The 17,373-nt window shown below is 66.5% G+C and carries 10 protein-coding genes; 7 read left to right on the top strand and 3 right to left on the bottom strand.

Annotation, left to right across the window (positions count from 1 at the left end):
* Nucleotides 1–2: 2 nt before the first annotated feature.
* A complete protein-coding gene (gene kdsA / locus JW805_15355) occupies nt 3–836 on the top strand; it encodes a 3-deoxy-8-phosphooctulonate synthase (protein ID MBN2973385.1) in 834 nt (277 codons plus the stop codon).
* A gap of 3 nt (nt 837–839) precedes the next feature.
* Here the strand turns inward: kdsA and JW805_15350 are convergent, their stop codons facing one another.
* The 3 genes from JW805_15350 to JW805_15340 all read right to left on the bottom strand — a co-directional run bounded on the left by JW805_15350 (nt 840) and on the right by JW805_15340 (nt 5,354).
* Nucleotides 840–2,636: a hypothetical protein gene (locus JW805_15350; GenBank protein ID MBN2973384.1), complete on the bottom strand. Its 1,797-nt coding sequence runs from the start codon at nt 2,634–2,636 to the stop codon at nt 840–842.
* Between the two features lie 71 nt (nt 2,637–2,707).
* Nucleotides 2,708–4,255: a hypothetical protein gene (locus tag JW805_15345; GenBank protein MBN2973383.1), complete on the bottom strand. Its 1,548-nt coding sequence runs from the start codon at nt 4,253–4,255 to the stop codon at nt 2,708–2,710.
* Nucleotides 4,256–4,334: 79 nt separating this feature from the next.
* Nucleotides 4,335–5,354, bottom strand: coding sequence for a LacI family DNA-binding transcriptional regulator (locus JW805_15340; protein ID MBN2973382.1), 1,020 nt, complete (start codon nt 5,352–5,354; stop codon nt 4,335–4,337).
* Nucleotides 5,355–5,538: 184 nt separating this feature from the next.
* Here JW805_15340 and JW805_15335 point away from each other — a divergent pair, with 184 nt between their 5' ends.
* From JW805_15335 to JW805_15310, 6 genes are all read left to right on the top strand, one after another.
* The gene (locus JW805_15335; GenBank protein MBN2973381.1) at nt 5,539–8,403 is read left to right on the top strand and encodes a TonB-dependent receptor; all 2,865 of its coding nucleotides are present in this window, start codon (nt 5,539–5,541) and stop codon (nt 8,401–8,403) included.
* A 191-nt stretch (nt 8,404–8,594) separates the two neighbouring features.
* Nucleotides 8,595–10,109, top strand: coding sequence for a tryptophan 7-halogenase (locus JW805_15330; protein MBN2973380.1), 1,515 nt, complete (start codon nt 8,595–8,597; stop codon nt 10,107–10,109).
* A gap of 77 nt (nt 10,110–10,186) precedes the next feature.
* Complete coding sequence (locus JW805_15325; protein ID MBN2973379.1) at nt 10,187–12,022, top strand: alpha-amylase; 1,836 nt, start codon at nt 10,187–10,189, stop codon at nt 12,020–12,022.
* A complete protein-coding gene (locus tag JW805_15320; protein MBN2973378.1) occupies nt 12,019–13,644 on the top strand; it encodes an alpha glucosidase in 1,626 nt (541 codons plus the stop codon). The genes JW805_15325 and JW805_15320 overlap by 4 nt, the downstream gene beginning before the upstream one ends.
* Complete coding sequence (locus JW805_15315) at nt 13,641–15,695, top strand: glycoside hydrolase family 97 protein (protein MBN2973377.1); 2,055 nt, start codon at nt 13,641–13,643, stop codon at nt 15,693–15,695. Before JW805_15320 ends, JW805_15315 begins: the two co-directional genes overlap by 4 nt.
* A gap of 147 nt (nt 15,696–15,842) precedes the next feature.
* On the top strand, nt 15,843–17,333 hold the full coding sequence (locus JW805_15310) for an MFS transporter (protein MBN2973376.1): 1,491 nt from the start codon (nt 15,843–15,845) through the stop codon (nt 17,331–17,333).
* Nucleotides 17,334–17,373: the final 40 nt, after the last annotated feature.

Genomic DNA, 17,373 nt, shown 5'->3' with positions numbered 1-17,373 from the left:
TCATGAAACTGATCGACCGCGCGGTCGGCCTCGACCAGCCGCTGTTCCTGATCTCCGGGCCCTGCGCGATCGAAGGGCGCGACTTTTCGCTGCGCGTCGCCGAAACATTGCGCGACCTGTGCGCGCCGCACGGCATCCTGTTCATCTTCAAAAGTTCGTTCGACAAGGCGAACCGCAGCTCCGGCACCGCCTATCGCGGGCCCGGCATGGAGGAGGGGCTGCGCATTCTGGAAGACGTCCGGCGGGAGGTCGGCGTGCCCGTGCTGACCGACGTGCACGAACCGTCGCAGGTGGCCGCGGTGGCCTCGGTCGTCGACGTGCTGCAGACCCCGGCCTTCCTCGCGCGTCAGACCGATTTCATCTCGGCGGTCGCGGCGTCGGGCAAGCCGGTCAATATCAAGAAGGCGCAGTTCATGGCGCCGCACGACATGGTCAACGTGGTCGACAAGGCGCGCGCGGCAGCACTGGCGGCGGGCGTGTCGCCCGACACCATCCTGGTGTGTGAACGCGGCGCGAGTTTTGGCTATAATAATCTGGTGTCCGACATGCGCAGCCTTGCCATCATGCGCGAAACCGGCTGCCCGGTCGTCTTTGACGCGACGCATTCGGTGCAGCTGCCGGGCGGGCAAGGCACGTCGTCGGGCGGGCAGCGCGAGTTCGTGCCGGTCCTCGCCCGCGCGGCGGTCGCGGTTGGAGTCGCGGGGGTATTCATGGAAACCCACCCCGATCCCGCCCAGGCACTGTCGGATGGCCCCAATGCCTGGCCGCTTGACCAGATGGGGCCGCTGCTCGCCTCGCTGCTCCGGCTCGATGCGGTTGCGAAGGGGCTGGGCTAGGCGTCAAGCCGCGGCGCGCAGAGCCTCGTTCTCGCGCTGCAGATCCCGCGCCCAGTTGCTGAGCCCGAAGCGGCGGACATCGACCGTGCGCCAGAAGGTCCCTGGATCGCGCGACCACAGGGGCAGGTTGGCGACCGCGTTCGCGCATTGCGATCCCATGTCGAGCACTTCGGCCAATTCGGTGAGGTAGAAGGGCACCGGGCGCTCCGGATCGCCGAGCGCATCGAGGTGCGATGCCTGTGCGGCGGCCAGCGCCGTCGCGACGCCCCGCTGGAAACAGGCCTTGGCCGCAGGCAGATCGCCGTCGCTCAAGTGCAGCCGCCCTTCGAAGAAGGCCGCGCCGATCGACTTGGTGGCGATCAGCGGCGAGAAGGCGGACCAGTCGGCGGTCGATGTCGCATGATACCAGTCGACCGCGTCGGCGCGGGCCTCGGCCAACTCGCACAGGCGGCCGGCGAGAAACATCAGCGAGATGCGCCAGCGCAGGACGTGCGGCTCGTTGCCTGTCGCGTGATCGAGAAATTCGCGGATCGCACCGACCAAGACGGGGACCAGCGGCGCCCGCCGTTGCTCGAGAATGCGATAGCCGAGCACGCTGATCGCGGACCCCTGGTCGGCGGATCCGGCGCGGGCGTTCAGGATGACATGTTCCGCCAGATCGCCCAGCCGCCCCTCGTCGTCCAGCCGCTCGCCCATCTGGATCATCGCGCGGTAGAGGTAGGGGTTGTCGTAGCTTCCCGCGAAATCGACGACGACCGGCAGCGCACCATCGGTGGTCCGCGGAGGATAGGCGGGATGGGTGAAGTGCGCGGAGTCGTCGGCGCCGCGCAGCGGATTGGCCGACGCGATCAGGATCATCCAATCAGATTCGTAGGGACGATCGACGTCGGTCTTGGCGAGGACCGGCCGTCCGCCCTGGGTCTGCTGGACGATCCGCGCCTCGGGCAGGAAGCGGTCGCCGGCTTCTGCGACTAGCTCGGCCCAGGTGGCCGGCGCCGCGGTCCCGGCGTCGCAACCGGTCGGCCAGCCGATGATCAGCCGTCCGTCATGCCGCAGCACCCGCGCATAGTCGCGAAGCCGCGCCTGCCAGCTGCCGGGTATCGCAGGCTCCAGCGCGACGATGACGCCGACCGAACCGTCCGCGAGGGTGGAGAGGTCGCTCGGCGCGGTTGCGGCAGGCATCGCCAGTGCGGCGAGTGCCGCATTGTCATGATCGCCGACCAGCGTCACCGCACCGGCGTGCGACATCGCGCCGAGCAGGACCGCGGCATCGAGGCCGCCGGCGCCGTCGATCAGCGCATGATCGCCCCGGCGGATGAACGGGAGGAGCTGGGTATAGCGCGCGATGAAGAGGTCGGCATCGGCGCCGCTGCGCCGCAGCGCGTCCAGCCCGTCGGCCCCGGCCACCGATTTCTGATAGAAGGTCACGTTCGGCAGGGCGGCGTCGGAGAAGGCGGTATATTCCCCCGGTGCCATGCCCGAACCGTGCCGCTGCCAGCCATGGGCGAACAGACAGGTGTCGATCGTCGGCCGCGCACCGGCGCCCGACAGCACGATCAGCACGTCCATCGACGCCAGATCGGCCAGGGCTTTCGCGCCCGCCGCCGCGTCCGTCCAGGACAGCAGACCGACGCGGCGCACGTCGGCCCCTCGCCGGTCCGTCGCCACATCCGTCAAGTCGGATACGGCGCAGCCCTGCATCACCAGTTCCTGGACCAGTCCCGCATTACGCGCCCGGTCGAGGAACACATGGCTCGGACCGAGTCGCGATACGAGCGCGCTGGCGTAGCCGATGGACATGAGTGGCTTCCTCTTCGAGACGAGCTGCGATTGTCGTGAACGAGGAGTGACGCAGAATGGTTAGCGGAGCGTTAAGCCGGGCGCGACTCTGGCGCCGTCGCTGACTTCGCCCGCGCGCGCTGCCACACCGTGGCCAGATGCCCGTCGACCTGTTTCGCCTCGTCGCTCATGTCCCCGGCGCGCTCGGCGATTTCCAGAGCCGTCGGGCGGGCGGCGGCGCGCGCGGACGGATCGGCGAGCGCGATTGCCAGATCGACGAACTGGCGGGCGTTGGTCGCCCTGAGCAGCGGGTCTCGATACTCGGCGATGATCGCCGGCAGGTCATCGGTGTCCATCCAGACCACCGGAACGCCGCGCGCCTCCGCCTCCACGCAGGACAACCCGCCGGGGAAGGGGAAAGTGTCGAGGAACACGTCGATGCATTCGGACACGACATGCCCGTCGACGAAGCCGTTGATCAGGACGATGCGGTCCCCCACCCGCGAGCTGCGTTTGGCCTCCTCGACGACCGTGCACACGCCCGTGCCGCCGGCGAAGAAGATCGCCTTTGGATCGTGCGCCAGGATCGTCTGGACTTGCGCCATATAGTCGGCGGTAACCTTCGCCATCCGACCGTAGAAGGCGTAGACGACGCTCGGCTGCGCAACGCCCGACGCTGTCCGCAGATACGCGCGCATCGCGTCGATCTCGGCTGGCGGGCGCGGTGCCTTCTGCATGGCGGATGCCGTGTTGCGTGGCGTACGGACCATGGTGACATGGTCGGCAAACAGACGGTCACACGGCCGGGTGATCCCGAGGAAGACGAGGTCCAGTTCGGGGATCGCCCAAGGTGCGAAGCCGTTTTCGTGGAACGCCTGCACCGGGACGGGCCGGTGGTGCATCACCAGCGTCGCGACCGCGCAATTGCTGTCGGCGATTAGGATGTCGATGTCGTCCTGCTCGAGCTGGTCGAGAACGGTCGCCGCCGTCTGCGACGGGGTCGCTGCCGCGACGTTGCGCACGATCAGGTCATGGTCCGCGGCAAAGGCGCGCAGGTCGGCTCCAGGCGGGTTCAGGCAATACAGAATCGGCCTGTCCGCAGCGGCGCGCAGGGCGTTCTGCCCCAACATCAGCGACACCGTGACTCGGGCGACGGCATTCGATCCGAACAGGTCGCTGGTTTCGGACAGATAGGCGATACGCGGCAGGTCCCGGATTGCGGGCCGCGGCGGTGACTTCGCGAAGGTGCGCTCCAGATAGGCGTTGAACGGGCGCACCACATCGTCGTTGAACACCATCAGCTCGTTCAGCCGCTGGGTCCGCCGCCACAGCATGATGTGCAACAGCGTATAGAGATTGGCGGCGCGATCGACGTCGGCGACGTCCGCCATCAATCGCGGGTAGATCGACACGAAATCCCGGTACAGCCGCTCGAGCAGGTCGAAGCCGCCATCGTGCACCGCCGCCCAGCCGAGCTGCAGCAGGATCGTGGTGAGCGTCTCCCGCACCGGTTCCGACCAATCGCCTTCGGGCAGCACGCCCTGCAGCCACGGGAAGGCCTGTGCGGGTCGGTCGATCGCGACCGGCGGCAACCCGGGCGGCGCGGGATGGTCTATGGCGGCATGCTGGTCAGATCGCATTCGCCGAGACCTAGGGTGTCATGGTTAATTCGAGTTTAAGTACGTTGCGTTGTGGGCCGGTCCGGCCTGTGCCCGTGCGTCAGCTCGATGCGCGCGTCACCAGGCGTGGTGGCAGGGTTTCGCCGGTCACGTCGCGTCCGCCGAGCTGCGCGATCAGCGTGTCGACCAGCACTTCGCCCGCGTGGCCGTAATCCTGCGCGATCGTCGTCAGCGGCGGGTTGGCGCTGGCGGCGGCGGGCAGGTTGTCGAAGCCGACGACGGCCACGTCGCGTGGCACGGACAGGCCGGCGTCGGCCAGCGCGCGCATCGCGCCGATCGCGATCAGGTCGGACGCTGCGAAGATCGCGTCGAAGGGAATGCCGCGGCCGATCAGTCGGCGGGCGGCGTCTTCGCCCGCATCCTCGAACGCGACGACATCGACCTGCAGGCCCGGATCAACCGGCAGGCCGGCCGCGCGCAGGGCCCCGGCATAGCCGCGGTAGCGGTCGGCGAATTCGGGATAATGTTCGGACGCGTCGCCCAGGAACGCGATGCGCGTCCGCTTGCGATCGATCAGATGTTGGGCCGCCAGCCGCCCGCCCTCGACATTGTCGCAGCCGATCGTCGTTCCCGGCTGGCCTGGCCGCACCGATCCCCAGCGCACGAAATGCGTGCCCTGCGCGACCAGCTGGTCGAGCCGGACGCGGTAGGCGGAATAATCGCCATAGCCGAGCAGGATGATCCCGTCGGCCTTGCGACTGTCCTCGTAATCGACGTGCCAATTGGCCGAGAGTTGCTGGATCGACACGAGCAGGTCGAAGCCGCGCTTGGCGCAGGTCCGGGTGATCGATCCCAGCATCGACAGGAAAAACGGATTGATCAGCGAATCGTCGAGCGCGGGATCTTCGAAGAACAGAAGCGCCAGCGTGTTGGTCATGCCGCGGCGGAGCGAGGAGGCGTTCTTGTCGACCTTGTAATTCAGCTGGCGCGCGATCGCTTCGATCCGGATGCGCGTCGCTTCGCTGACCGTCTTGTCGCCACGCAGCGCCCGGCTGACGGTCGGTTGCGACACGCCCGCCAGTTGCGCGATGTCGAACGAAGTCGGCTTGTCCTGCGACATACTCTCCCTGTCCGCCCACCGTAGCGCCCGGGCGACGGACGTAAAGGGATAGGGTTGAATACGTATGTCGTCCGCTTCCCCAAAACCGCCGGTTGTTCCACATCGCGGGACGAGGCCGTCCGTGGGGACGGTGCCCGACAAGCGTGCAGCAAAGATGCGACGCGGGCGACAGGAGGGGACTTCCATGCGGTATTCCAGCACCATTTCAACGCGCCGCCGCGCCGGGCTCGTCCTGGGCGCGAGCGCCATCGCCCTCGGCATCGCCATGCCGGCTCTCGCCCAGGTGGCCGAGAATGCACCGGTCCAGAATCCGGCGAGCGGCCCTGTGGCCCCCGGCACGACCGAGGACGAGGCCGGCACCGAAATCACCGTTACCGGCATCCGCGGTGCACTCGAGGCATCGGCCCGGACCAAGCGCAATGCGACGATGATCGTCGATTCGGTGTCCGCCGAAGACGTCGGCAAGCTGCCTGACGTGTCGATCGCCGACTCGCTTGCCCGCATCCCCGGCGTCACCGCCCAGCGTCTCGAAGGTCGCGACCAGCGCCTGTCGATCCGCGGCCTCGGCCCCGACTTCTCGACGACGTTGCTCAACGGGCGCGAGCAGGTGACGGTTGGCGACAATCGCGGCGTCGAATACGACCAGTATCCGTCGGAATTCTTCCAGAACGTCAACGTCTACAAGGGCGCCGACCCGGCGCTGATCGCGGCGGGCATCTCGGGCACGGTCGACCTGCGCATGCTGCGCCCTCTCGACCAGGGCAAGCAGACCGTCGTCCTCTCGGCGCGCGGACAGATGAACGACAAGAAGGCGCTGAATCCCGACGGCAGCCGGTACGGCTATCGGGCGTCGGCGACCTATGTCGACCAGTTCGCGAACGATACGCTGGGCATCGCGATCGGCGCTTCGGCGACGCAGACCCCGACCCAGATCGAACGCTATGCCGCCTGGGGGTTCCCCAATGCGTCGCAGGCCGGCGGCAACCTCATCCTGGGTGGCGCCAAGCCCTACGTTCAGTCGAACCTGCTGAAGCGCTACGGCGGCGTCGCGACGATCGAATGGCGTCCCTCGGACCGCTTCCATTCGACGTTCGACGCGCTCTATTCGAACTTCGAGGAAACGCAGCGCCTGCGCGGCATCGAATTCCCGATCAATCCCGACTGGTCGGGAACGGCCGCCAACGGGACGACGATCATCGCGCCGGGCTATACCGTCACCAACGGCCTCGTGACCGCAGCGACGATCAGCAACGTCGTCGCTGTCCAGCGCAACGACTATAACCGCCGGACCGCCGAGAACCTGTCGCTCGGCTGGAACAACGACTTCGCGATCACCGAGACGACCCACCTGAAGGTCGATGCCAGCTGGAGCCGTGCGACCCGCACCGACTTCCTGCTCGAAACCTATTCGGGCACCGGCTACAATGCGACCGGCGCCAAGGACACGATCCGCATCACTCAGAACGGGGATGGCACTTACGACATCGTACCGACGCTCGATTATTCGAACACCAACATCATCCGCCTGACCGATCCGCGGGGCTGGGGCTATAACGGCACCGCCGCCGTGGTGCAGGCGGGCTTCCTCAACCGGCCCGACTTCACCGACGACCTGAAGTCGCTGCGCGCCAGCCTGGACGGCGAGTTCGGCAATCTGGGTGTGATCAAGGGCTGGGAAATCGGCGGTAATTTCAGCCGTCGTCAGAAAGAAAGCCGGTACACCTCCTTCTTCCTCTGCCCGAAGGGCGGCGGGACCAACTGCACCGTATCGAGCGGAACGCCGACCAGCGTGGCGGTGCCGAACGACGTGCTGCTCGATCGCAAGGTCAGCCTGGATTACCTGGGCGTCCCGCAGATGCTCACCTATGACCCGCTGAAGGTCTATGCGCTGCTGAACCCGGTATTCGACAATCGTCCGTCGTCGCTGGTGCGCGACAATGTCGTGACCGAGAATGTGTGGACCGGCTACGGCAAGATCGTCATCGACGGCTTGGCCGGCGGCAAGCCGCTGAAGGGGACGCTGGGCGTCCAGGTGGTGCATACCGAGCAGAGCTCGGACGGCCAGATCGCCAGCCTGCTGAACGGCGTCGTCACGACCTCGCCGGTCAGCGGCAAGGCGACCTACACCAACGTCCTCCCGTCGGCGACGATGTCGGTCGAACTGGTGCCGAACTTCTACGTCAAGCTGAACGCCGCGCAGACGATGGTCCGCCCGCGTCTGGACCAGGAGCGCATCACGCAGGACGTCGGCATCAACACCGCGAACATCGGTCGTGGCAGCCTGCCGCAGAACAGCCCGTTCAGCTCGAACGGCGGCAACATCAACCTGCGCCCGTACAAGTCGACCAACGTCGATATCAGCCTGGAAAAATACTTCGACCAGGGCGGCTATGTCGCGCTGACCGGCTTCTACAAGCACCTGACCGATTTCGTCGATCCGTCGAGCTCGACGCTGTTCGACTTCTCCGGGCTGCTGCCGGCGCTGACCCCGGCGCAGCAGGCGGTCATCCGCGGCCAGAATGCGCAGTTCGGTCTCGTCTCGCAGCCGACCAACTCGGGCGGCGGCGACGTGATGGGCGTCGAGGCGACGGCATCGCTGCCGTTCAAGATGTTCACAAACGCGCTCGACGGGTTCGGCGTGTTCCTGACCGGCACGTACGTGGACAGTGCGATCAAATACGGGTCGAATCCGACCGTGGCGATCACGCTGCCGGGCCAGTCGAAGTGGGTCGGCACCGGCACCGCCTATTTCGAAAAGGGCGGCTTCCAGGCGCGCGCGACCTATCGCTACCGCTCGAGCTTCCTCGCCGAACTGGCGGGCCTGTCGGCCAATCCCGAATTTCGCCAGGGCAAGGCCGAAGGCGTGCTCGATGCGCAGATCGGGTACGAGTTCAAGTCCGGGCCGCTGACGGGGCTCTCGATCCTGCTGCAGGGTAAGAACCTGACCGACGAGCCGTTCGTCACCAGCGAAGCGAGCGATCCCCGCCTGGTGCGCGAGTATCAGCGGTACACGCGCGACTATTATCTGGGCGTGACGTACAAGTTCTAAGCGTCCCCCTACCGTTCGTGCTGAGCTAGTCGAAGCACCGTACGTCGTGCCGCAAAGTCATCGCGGGTGTATCACGGTACGGCCCTTCGACCAGGGTCCCGTCGAAGTAGCATTTCGATGGGTGCCCGGCAGGCTCAGGGCGAACGGGTGAGGGGTAACATCCTTCCCAATTGCCAGATCGGAGCGCGGACATGACGACCAACCCACCGATCCGCATCGTGATCGCCGGCGGCGGATCAGCGGGATGGATGTGCGCGGCGGCGCTCGGGCGGTTCCTGGGCCCGGGCTTCAGCGTGACGCTCGTCGAATCCGACGAGATCGGCATCGTCGGTGTCGGTGAAGCGACGATCCCGCAGATCCGGCTGTTCAACCAGGCGCTTGGGATCGACGAGGACGATTTCGTCCGCGCGACCGGCGCGACGTTCAAGCTGGGGATCGAATTCGTCGGCTGGGGCGCGGCCGGCGACCGCTACATGCACGCGTTCGGCGACATCGGGCGCGACAGCGGCCTGGCGCCGTTCCATCACCTGTGGTTGCGCGGGCAGCGCGATGGTCTGGCGCGGCCACTGGCGGTATATTCCCTCAACAATCAGGCAGCGCTCGCCGGGCGGATGCAACGCGGGCCGGCGCGGACGGCATCGGTGCTGCCCGACATGCCCTATGCCTTTCATTTCGATGCGAGCCTCTACGCCGCCTACCTCCGCCGCTTCGCCGAAGCGCGCGGCGTCACGCGGGTCGAGGGGCGGATCGTCGAGGTCGTGCGCGATGGCCAGAGCGGCGACGTTGCCGCGCTGCTGCTCGACCGCGACAGGCGGATCGAAGGCGACCTGTTCCTCGATTGCACCGGTTTCCGCGCGCTGTTGATCGAAGGCGTGCTGGGGACGGGGTATGAGGACTGGACGCATTGGCTGCCCTGCGATCGCGCAATGGCGGTGCCCTCGGCGCGGGCGGACGATTTCACGCCCTACACCCGCGCGACCGCGCACGGTGCGGGGTGGCAATGGCGCATCCCGCTGCAGCATCGCACCGGCAACGGCGTCGTCTACAGCTCGGCGCATCTGAGCGACGAGGCGGCGCGCGACCGTCTGTTGGCCAACCTCGACAGCGAGCCCCTCGCCGATCCGCGGCCGCTGCGCTTCACGACCGGGCGACGCCGCGCGCTGTGGAAGGCCAACGTCATCGCGGTCGGGCTGGCGTCGGGCTTCCTCGAGCCACTCGAATCGACCAGCATCCATATGATTCAGTCGGCGATCGAACGCGTGCTGAAACTGCTTCCCGGTCGCCGCATCGCCCCGGCGCTGCGCGACGAATATAATCGCCAGGCGGTGTTCGAATACGAACGCATCCGCGACTTCATCCTGCTGCATTACGTTGCCAACCGCCGCCATGAGCCGTTCTGGCAGGACCGGCGCGAGACGGCACTGCCGGACACGCTCCGCGCGAAGCTCGACCTGTGGAAGGCGTCGGCGCAGATCACCCGCGAGCGCGAGGAACTGTTTACCGAGGTCGGCTGGCTGCAGGTGCTTGTCGGGCAGGGTGTGATGCCCGACGCCTGGCATCCACTGGCCGATACGATGCCGGCGGCGCAGGTCGCGGAGTTCCTCGACATCCTGCCCAAACTCAACGCGCGCGAGGTGGCCCAGATGCCCGGACATGCCGATTTCATCGCACGGAATTGCGCTGCACCGCGGGGGTTGGCGGCGTGAGCCTGCTGCTTGCCCTGGTTGCTGCGGCTAACCCTCTGACCGTTCGTGGTGAGCTTGTCGGAGCATTGCCTGTTTCTTTGGCGGCAAGTTTGCAGCACGAAGAAAGACAGCCCTTCGACAAGCTCAGGGCGAACGGTGTGGGAAGGGCGTCCGGGGCAAGTAACACGGACGATTTCCGCACTCGCCCGCCCGAGGACGAGATCATCTATTTCGTCCTGCCCGATCGCTTCGACAACGCCGACCCGGCCAACGACCGCGGTGGATTGAAAGGCGGGCCACTTCAGACCGGGTTCGATCCAACCGCCAAGGGCTTCTACCACGGCGGCGACCTGAAGGGGCTGATCCGGCGGCTCGACTATATCCAGGCGCTCGGCGCGACGGCACTGTGGGTCGGGCCGATCTTCAAGAACAAGGCCGTGCAGGGCGCGCCGGGCCGGGAGAGCGCCGGCTACCACGGTTACTGGATTACCGATTTCACGACCGTCGACCCGCATCTGGGTACTGATGCCGATTTCCGCGCGCTGGTCGATGCCGCCCATGCGCGTGGAATGAAGGTCTATATGGACATCATCGTCAACCATACGGCGGACGTGATCCAGATGCGGGAATGTGCGGGCAAGGGCGAATGCCTCTACCGCAGCCGCGCGGACTATCCCTATCAGCGGCGCGGCGGGGTGACCGGCCCGGCGATCAATCCAGGGTTTGCCGGCGACGAGGTCCGAACGGCGGAGAATTTCGCGAAACTGACCGATCCGACCTATGCCTATACCCCGGTCGTCCCGGCGACGGAGAAGGGCATAAAGGTGCCGGCGTGGCTCAACGACGTGACGCTCTACCATAATCGGGGCGATACGACGTACCGCAACGAAAGCTCGACGATGGGCGATTTCGTCGGGCTCGACGATTTGATGACCGAAAATCCGCGCGTCATCGCCGGCATGATCGATATCTTCGGTGGCTGGATCGACCGCTACGGCATCGATGGTTTCCGCATCGACACCGCCAAGCATGTGAACCCCGAATTCTGGCAGGTGTTCGTCCCTGCGATGGAGGCGCGCGCCACGGCCAGGGGAATCGCCAATTTCCATATCTTCGGCGAAGTGTCCGAACACGACATCCGCCCGGCCGCGCTGGCGCAGTGGACGCGGACCGCGGCATTGCCCGCAGTGCTCGACTTCGCGTTCAAGGAGGCGGTGGCGGCGACCGTCGCGGGCACCGGCGGCACCATCCTGTTCGAACATCTCTTCGATGGCGACGCGATCTACGCGAAAGGCGCCGACACCGCGCGCATCCTGCCGACCTTCACCGGCAATCATGACGACGGCCGCGTCGCAACGTCGATCCGCAAGGCTTTCCCGACCGCGTCGGAAGCCGAAATCCTCGATCGGGTGAAGCTGACGAACGCGCTGCTGCTGAGCTTACGTGGCGTGCCGACGATCTATTCGGGTGACGAACAGGGCTTCGCCGGAGATGGCGGCGACCAGGACGCGCGCGAGGACATGTTCGCGAGCCGGGTCGCCAGTTACAACGACAACCGGCTGGTCGGCACGACGCGCACCACCGCGACCGACAATTTCGGCACCGACGGTCCGCTGTTCCGCCAGATCGCCGAACTCGCCCGCATTCGCCGCGCCGAACCCGCGCTGCGGCGCGGGTCGACCGCCATCCGCTACCGCCAGGACACGCCCGGCCTGCTCGCCGTTTCGCGGATCGATCCCGAAACCGGGCGCGAAGTGCTGCTCGCTTTCAACACCTCCACCGCGCCGGTGCGGGCGCAGGTGCAGGTCGAAGTCGGCTCGCGCAACTTTTCCGCTCTTGCCGGCCCCTGCGCCGCCACCGCTGTCGCGCCGGGCAGCGTCACCGTCACGCTGCCGCCGCTCGGCTATGCCATCTGTGCTTCGGACCCGACATGACCATCCTGACCCGTACCGACACCAACACTGCGACCGCCGCCGACTGGTGGCGTGGCGCAGCGATCTACCAGATCTATCCACGTAGCTTTGCCGACGCGAACGGCGACGGGGTGGGAGACCTCGCCGGCATCACTTCGCATCTCGATTATGTTGCGTCGCTCGGCGTCGATGCGATCTGGCTGTCGCCTTTCTACACCTCGCCCATGGCCGATTTCGGCTATGACATCGCCGATTACTGCGACGTCGATCCGATCTTCGGTACGCTCGCCGATTTCGACGCCCTGGTCGCCCGCGCGCATGCGCTGGGGCTGAAGGTCATCGTCGATCAGGTCTACGCCCACACGTCGGACCGGCACGCCTGGTTCGCGCAGAGCCGCGCGAGCCGGCACAATCCGCGCGCCGATTGGTATGTCTGGGCCGATGCCAAGCCCGATGGCGCGCCGCCCAACAATTGGCAGTCCGTCTTCGGCGGCCCGGCCTGGACCTGGGACGCCCGGCGCGGCCAATATTACATGCATAATTTCCTGAGCAGCCAGCCGCAGCTCAACGGGCATAATCCGGACGTCCAGGACGCACTGCTCGACGTCGCGCGCTTCTGGCTCGATCGCGGGGTCGACGGCTTCCGCGTCGATGCGATCAACTTTTCGATGCACGACCCATCGCTCACCGACAATCCGCCCGCACCGACCGGCAACGGCGTCCGCACGCGGCCGTTCGATTTCCAGCTGCACGTCCACAACCAGTCGCATCCCGACATTCCGCTGTTCCTCGAGCGGCTGCGCGGCGTCCTCGACGATTATGGCGCGACCTTCACGGTGGCCGAGGTCGGCGGCGACGACAGCGAGCGCGAACGCAAGGCGTTCACCGCGCCCGGGCGGCTCGACAGTTCCTATGGCTTCGACTTCCTCTATGCGAGCGCGCTTACCCCGCGGGTGGTGGCGGAGGCGGTGCAGGCGTGGCCCGACGCGCCCGATACCGGCTGGCCGAGCTGGGCATTCGAGAATCACGATGCGCCGCGGGCGGTGTCGCGCTGGGCAGGGACGCGCGATCCTCAAGCCTTCGCCGCGATGAAGATGCTGCTGCTCGCCTGCCTGCGCGGGACCATCATCCTCTATTACGGCGAGGAACTGGGGCTGACCCAGGTCGATGTGCCGTTCGATCGGTTACAGGACCCCGAAGCCATCGCCAACTGGCCGCTGACCCTGTCGCGCGACGGCGCGCGGACGCCGATGCCCTGGGCGGGCGACGCGGCGGGCCTGGGCTTTTCGAGCGCAGACCCGTGGCTGCCGACCGGCCCCGATCATGGGCCCCTTGCGGTCGATCGGCAGGAGGCGGATGCCGGCTCGCTGTTGCACCTCACGCGCCGCCTGCTCCGGATGCGCCACACCAGCGCCGCGCTGATGCGGGGCGACATGATCGTGCTGACCGCGACCGACGACGTGCTCGTCTTCGAGCGCCGCAGCGAGGGGGAGCGGCTGCGCTGCGCTTTCAATTTCGGCACCGCGCCGGTTGATCTGACGCCCGACCAGGCGGATGGATGGCAGATCATCGAACAGGTCGGCGTGGCCGACAAATGGATTTTGACCGGCCCCGCGGGGCTGATCGCAAGGGAGATTGCATGATGACCCGGATGTTCGTGAGCCTGCTGGCGCTGGTCACCGCGCAGCCTGCCCTGGCCGAGGTCGTTGCCAAGGCGGATTCGCCCGACAAGTCGATAACCGTCTCGGTCTCGATCGATAATGATGGCCGCGCGTCCTATGCGGTCACGCGCAAGCGCAAGCCGATCATCGCCAACAGCGCGCTTGGCTTCCTGTTCACCGATGCGCCGAAACTCGACCGGTATTTCGCGTTGGTCGACGCCAAGACGTCGAAAAGCGATACCAGCTGGACCCAGCCGTTCGGCGAATGGCAGACGATCCGCGACAATCACACCGATCTGGTCGTGCGCCTTAAGGAAAAGGTCCGCGACCAGCGCGAGATGCAGGTCACCTTCCGCATCTTCGACGACGGCGTCGGCTTCCGCTACACGCTGCCCGACCAGCCGAACCTGCACCACGTCAACATCGCCGACGAACTGACGGAATTCGCCATCGCCGAGGACGGTGTCGCCTGGTGGAAGCCGGCGTACGGCTGGAACCGCGAGGAATATCTCTACAACGCGACGCCCATTTCCAGCGTCGGTACCGCGCAGACCGTCGCCACCTTCAAGCTCGCCAGCGGTACGCACATCGCGATTCACGAAGCGGCGCTGGTCGACTATTCGGCGATGAACCTTCAGCGCTTCGAAGGCACCAAGCTCAAGGCGAACCTGACGCCGGGATCGGGCGCGCCCAAGGTCAGCCGCGATGCGGGCTTCTCGACCCCCTGGCGGACGATCGCGATCGCCGATGATGCGCCGGGGCTGTATTACGCCAGTCGGATGACGCTGAACCTCAACGAGCCCAACAAGCTCGGCGACGTGTCGTGGATCGAGCCGGGCAAGTTCGCCGGGGTCTGGTGGAACATGATCAAGGGCGTGTGGAGCTGGGCGCGCGGCCCCATCCACGGCGCGACCAACGCCCATGTCCGCCAGTACATCGACTTCGCCGCGGCCAACGGCATCAAGAACGTGCTGGTCGAGGGCTGGAATGTCGGCTGGGACGGCGACTGGTTCGGCAACGGCAACGACATGAACTTCAGCCAGCCGACCGAGGATTTCGACATCAAGGCGCTGTCGGAATATGCGCGCGGCAAGGGCGTCCGCCTGATCGGCCACCACGAAACCGGTGGGTCGGTCAGCCACTATGACAAGCAGCTCGACACCGCATTCAAATTTGCCGCCGACCACGGCGAGCGCTTCGTGAAGACCGGCTATGTCACCGACGCCGGCCAGATCGAGCGGGTCGATCCCGATGGCTCGAAGCATCGTGAATGGCATGAGGGCCAGTGGATGGTGAACCACCATCTGCGCGTCGTGCAGACCGCCGCCAAGTACAAGGTGTCGGTCGACGCGCACGAGCCGGTGAAGGACACCGGGCTGCGCCGCACCTACCCGAACTGGGTCGCGCGCGAAGGCGGGCGGGGCATGGAATATATGAGCTGGGCCGGCAAGAACCCGCCCGAGCATGAAGCCAATATGGTCTTCACCCAGCTGCTCGGCGGCCCGATGGATTTCACGCCCGGCATCGTGAGCTTGAAGGGCAGCGAGAACAGCGACATCCCCTCGACGCTGGCCAAGCAGCTGGCGAATTATGTCGTCATCTACTCGCCGGTCGTGATGGTCGCCGACACGCCGGAGGCCTATGCGCAATATCCGGGCGCCTTCCAGTTCATCAAGGATGTCCCCACCGACTGGACCGACACCCGCGTGCTGAACGGCGAGGTCGGCGACTATGTCACGATCGCGCGCAAGGCGAAGGGCTCGAACGACTGGTTCCTGGGGTCGGTCGGCGATGAACAGCCGCGGACGACGACGATCGGCCTCGACTTCCTCGACCCGGGCAAGACCTACACCGCGCAAATCTACCGCGACGGGCCGAACGCCGATTACCGCACGCCCAACCGCCATGCGATCACGATCGAGAGCAAGCCGGTCAAGCGCGGCGATACGCTGACGCTGGCGCTGGCTCCGGGGGGCGGCCAGGCGATTCGTTTCGTGGCGCCGGGCGCGGCGAGGGGCAAGCGCCGGCGGTAAGGACGGGGCATATGTTCTCCCCTCCCTGGACAAGGGGAGGGGCTGGGGGTGGGTTGGCCACCCCCAGCGGACCTGCCCGGCCTCATGCCGACCCACCCCCCGCCCCCCTTATCCGGGGAGGGAAGTTTTGACTCTGGAAAGGCGACGATGACCGAAACAGCAAACCGCCGCCCGCGCCAGGGCTTTGCCGGGCTGTGGAACATCAGCTTCGGCTTCTTCGGCATCCAGATCGGCTTCGCGCTGCAGAATGCGAACATGAGCCGCATTTTCCAGTCGCTGGGCGAGAGCCTGGACGATCTGGCCTTCCTGTGGATCGCGGCGCCCCTGACCGGGCTGATCGTCCAGCCGATCATCGGCCATTATTCCGATCGCACCTGGGGGCGGTTCGGGCGGCGGCGGCCGTATTTCTTTGGCGGTGCGATCTTCGCCGCGCTCGCGCTCTTCGGCATGCCCAATGCCCCCGCGCTGTGGGCGGCGGCGGTGCTGCTGTGGATGCTCGATGCGTCCCTGAACGTCTCGATGGAGCCGTTCCGCGCCTTCGTCGGCGATATGCTCGACAAGGATCAGCATACCGCCGGCTATGCGATCCAGACCGCCTTCATCGGTGCAGGCGCCGTCGTCGGGTCGGTGACGCCCTATGTCCTCGATCACCTGGGCGTCGCCAATGTGGCAAGCGGGGGCGGGGTGCCCGATACGGTACGCTACAGCTTCTACGCGGGCGGCGCGGCGCTGTTCCTGGCGGTGCTGTGGACGGTGCTGACGACGCGCGAATATTCGCCCGAGCAGATCGCCGCCTTCGACGGGGCTGCCGCTCCCGCGACACCCGCGCCGCCGCAATCGACCGCGGGGGGCCTTGCCTGGATCGCGAGCGGCGTCGTCATCGGTGCGCTCGTCTTCACGGCCGGCCTGGAGAAGGAGCTGTACGTCCTCGCCGGCCTGCTCGCCGCCTACGGCTCGGCCCGGATCGTCGCGGCGCAGCGCCACGCGAGCGGGCGCAGCGACAATCTGCTGACGCACATCGTCGGCGATTTCGCCGGCATGCCGCCGATCATGAAGCGGCTCGCACTCGTCCAGTTCTTCACCTGGTCGGCGCTGTTCATCATGTGGATCTACACCACGCCCGTCGTCGCCCAATATGTGTTCGGATCGTCCGACCCGGCTAGCGCCGCCTACAATGCCGGTGGCAATTGGGTCGGTATCCTCTTTGCTGCGTACAATGCGGTCGCGGCGCTGGCGGCGCTGTTTCTGTTGCGCCCGCTCGCCCGTGCGATCGGCAAGGTGCGGGCGCATGCGCTGTGCCTGGCCATCGGTGCGCTCGGCTATCTTTCCTTCCTGTTCGTCCGCGACGCGAACCTGCTGCTGCTGAGCGAAGTCGCGATCGGAATTGCCTGGGCGTCGATCCTCGCGATGCCCTATGCGATCCTCGCCTCCAGCCTGCCGCAGGCTAAGCTCGGCATCTATATGGGGCTGTTCAACGTCTTCATCGTCGTGCCCCAGCTGCTGGTGGCGACCGTCATGGGCACGATCGTCCGCCATCTGTTTCCGACCGAGCCCGTCTGGACGATGGCCTTCGCCGCCGGGGTAATGGGCCTCGCCGCGTTGGCCACGCTGCGGGTTGGGGACGATCGAGCGGGCTAGTCCGGGCGAAATTCACGGTGAGCGGGCCTCGCGTCCCGCG

Origin of the sequence: Roseomonas aeriglobus, from assembly GCA_016937575.1 — a bacterium.
Taxonomy (GTDB): domain Bacteria; phylum Pseudomonadota; class Alphaproteobacteria; order Sphingomonadales; family Sphingomonadaceae; genus Sphingomonas; species Sphingomonas aerigloba.
The sequence above is the reverse complement of the archived record's forward strand: the minus strand, read 5'-3'. Positions and strand labels throughout refer to the sequence as shown.

Bases quoted from the DNA above. Each gene is read 5' to 3' on its own strand.
- kdsA (MBN2973385.1), top strand. From the start codon at position 3: ATGAAACTGATCGACCGCGCGGTCGGCCTCGACCAGCCGCTGTTCCTG.
- JW805_15350 (MBN2973384.1), bottom strand. From the start codon at position 2,636: ATGTCCATCGGCTACGCCAGCGCGCTCGTATCGCGACTCGGTCCGAGC.
- JW805_15345 (MBN2973383.1), bottom strand. From the start codon at position 4,255: ATGCGATCTGACCAGCATGCCGCCATAGACCATCCCGCGCCGCCCGGG.
- JW805_15340 (MBN2973382.1), bottom strand. From the start codon at position 5,354: ATGTCGCAGGACAAGCCGACTTCGTTCGACATCGCGCAACTGGCGGGC.
- JW805_15335 (MBN2973381.1), top strand. From the start codon at position 5,539: ATGCGGTATTCCAGCACCATTTCAACGCGCCGCCGCGCCGGGCTCGTC.
- JW805_15330 (MBN2973380.1), top strand. From the start codon at position 8,595: ATGACGACCAACCCACCGATCCGCATCGTGATCGCCGGCGGCGGATCA.
- JW805_15320 (MBN2973378.1), top strand. From the start codon at position 12,019: ATGACCATCCTGACCCGTACCGACACCAACACTGCGACCGCCGCCGAC.
- JW805_15315 (MBN2973377.1), top strand. From the start codon at position 13,641: ATGATGACCCGGATGTTCGTGAGCCTGCTGGCGCTGGTCACCGCGCAG.
- JW805_15310 (MBN2973376.1), top strand. From the start codon at position 15,843: ATGACCGAAACAGCAAACCGCCGCCCGCGCCAGGGCTTTGCCGGGCTG.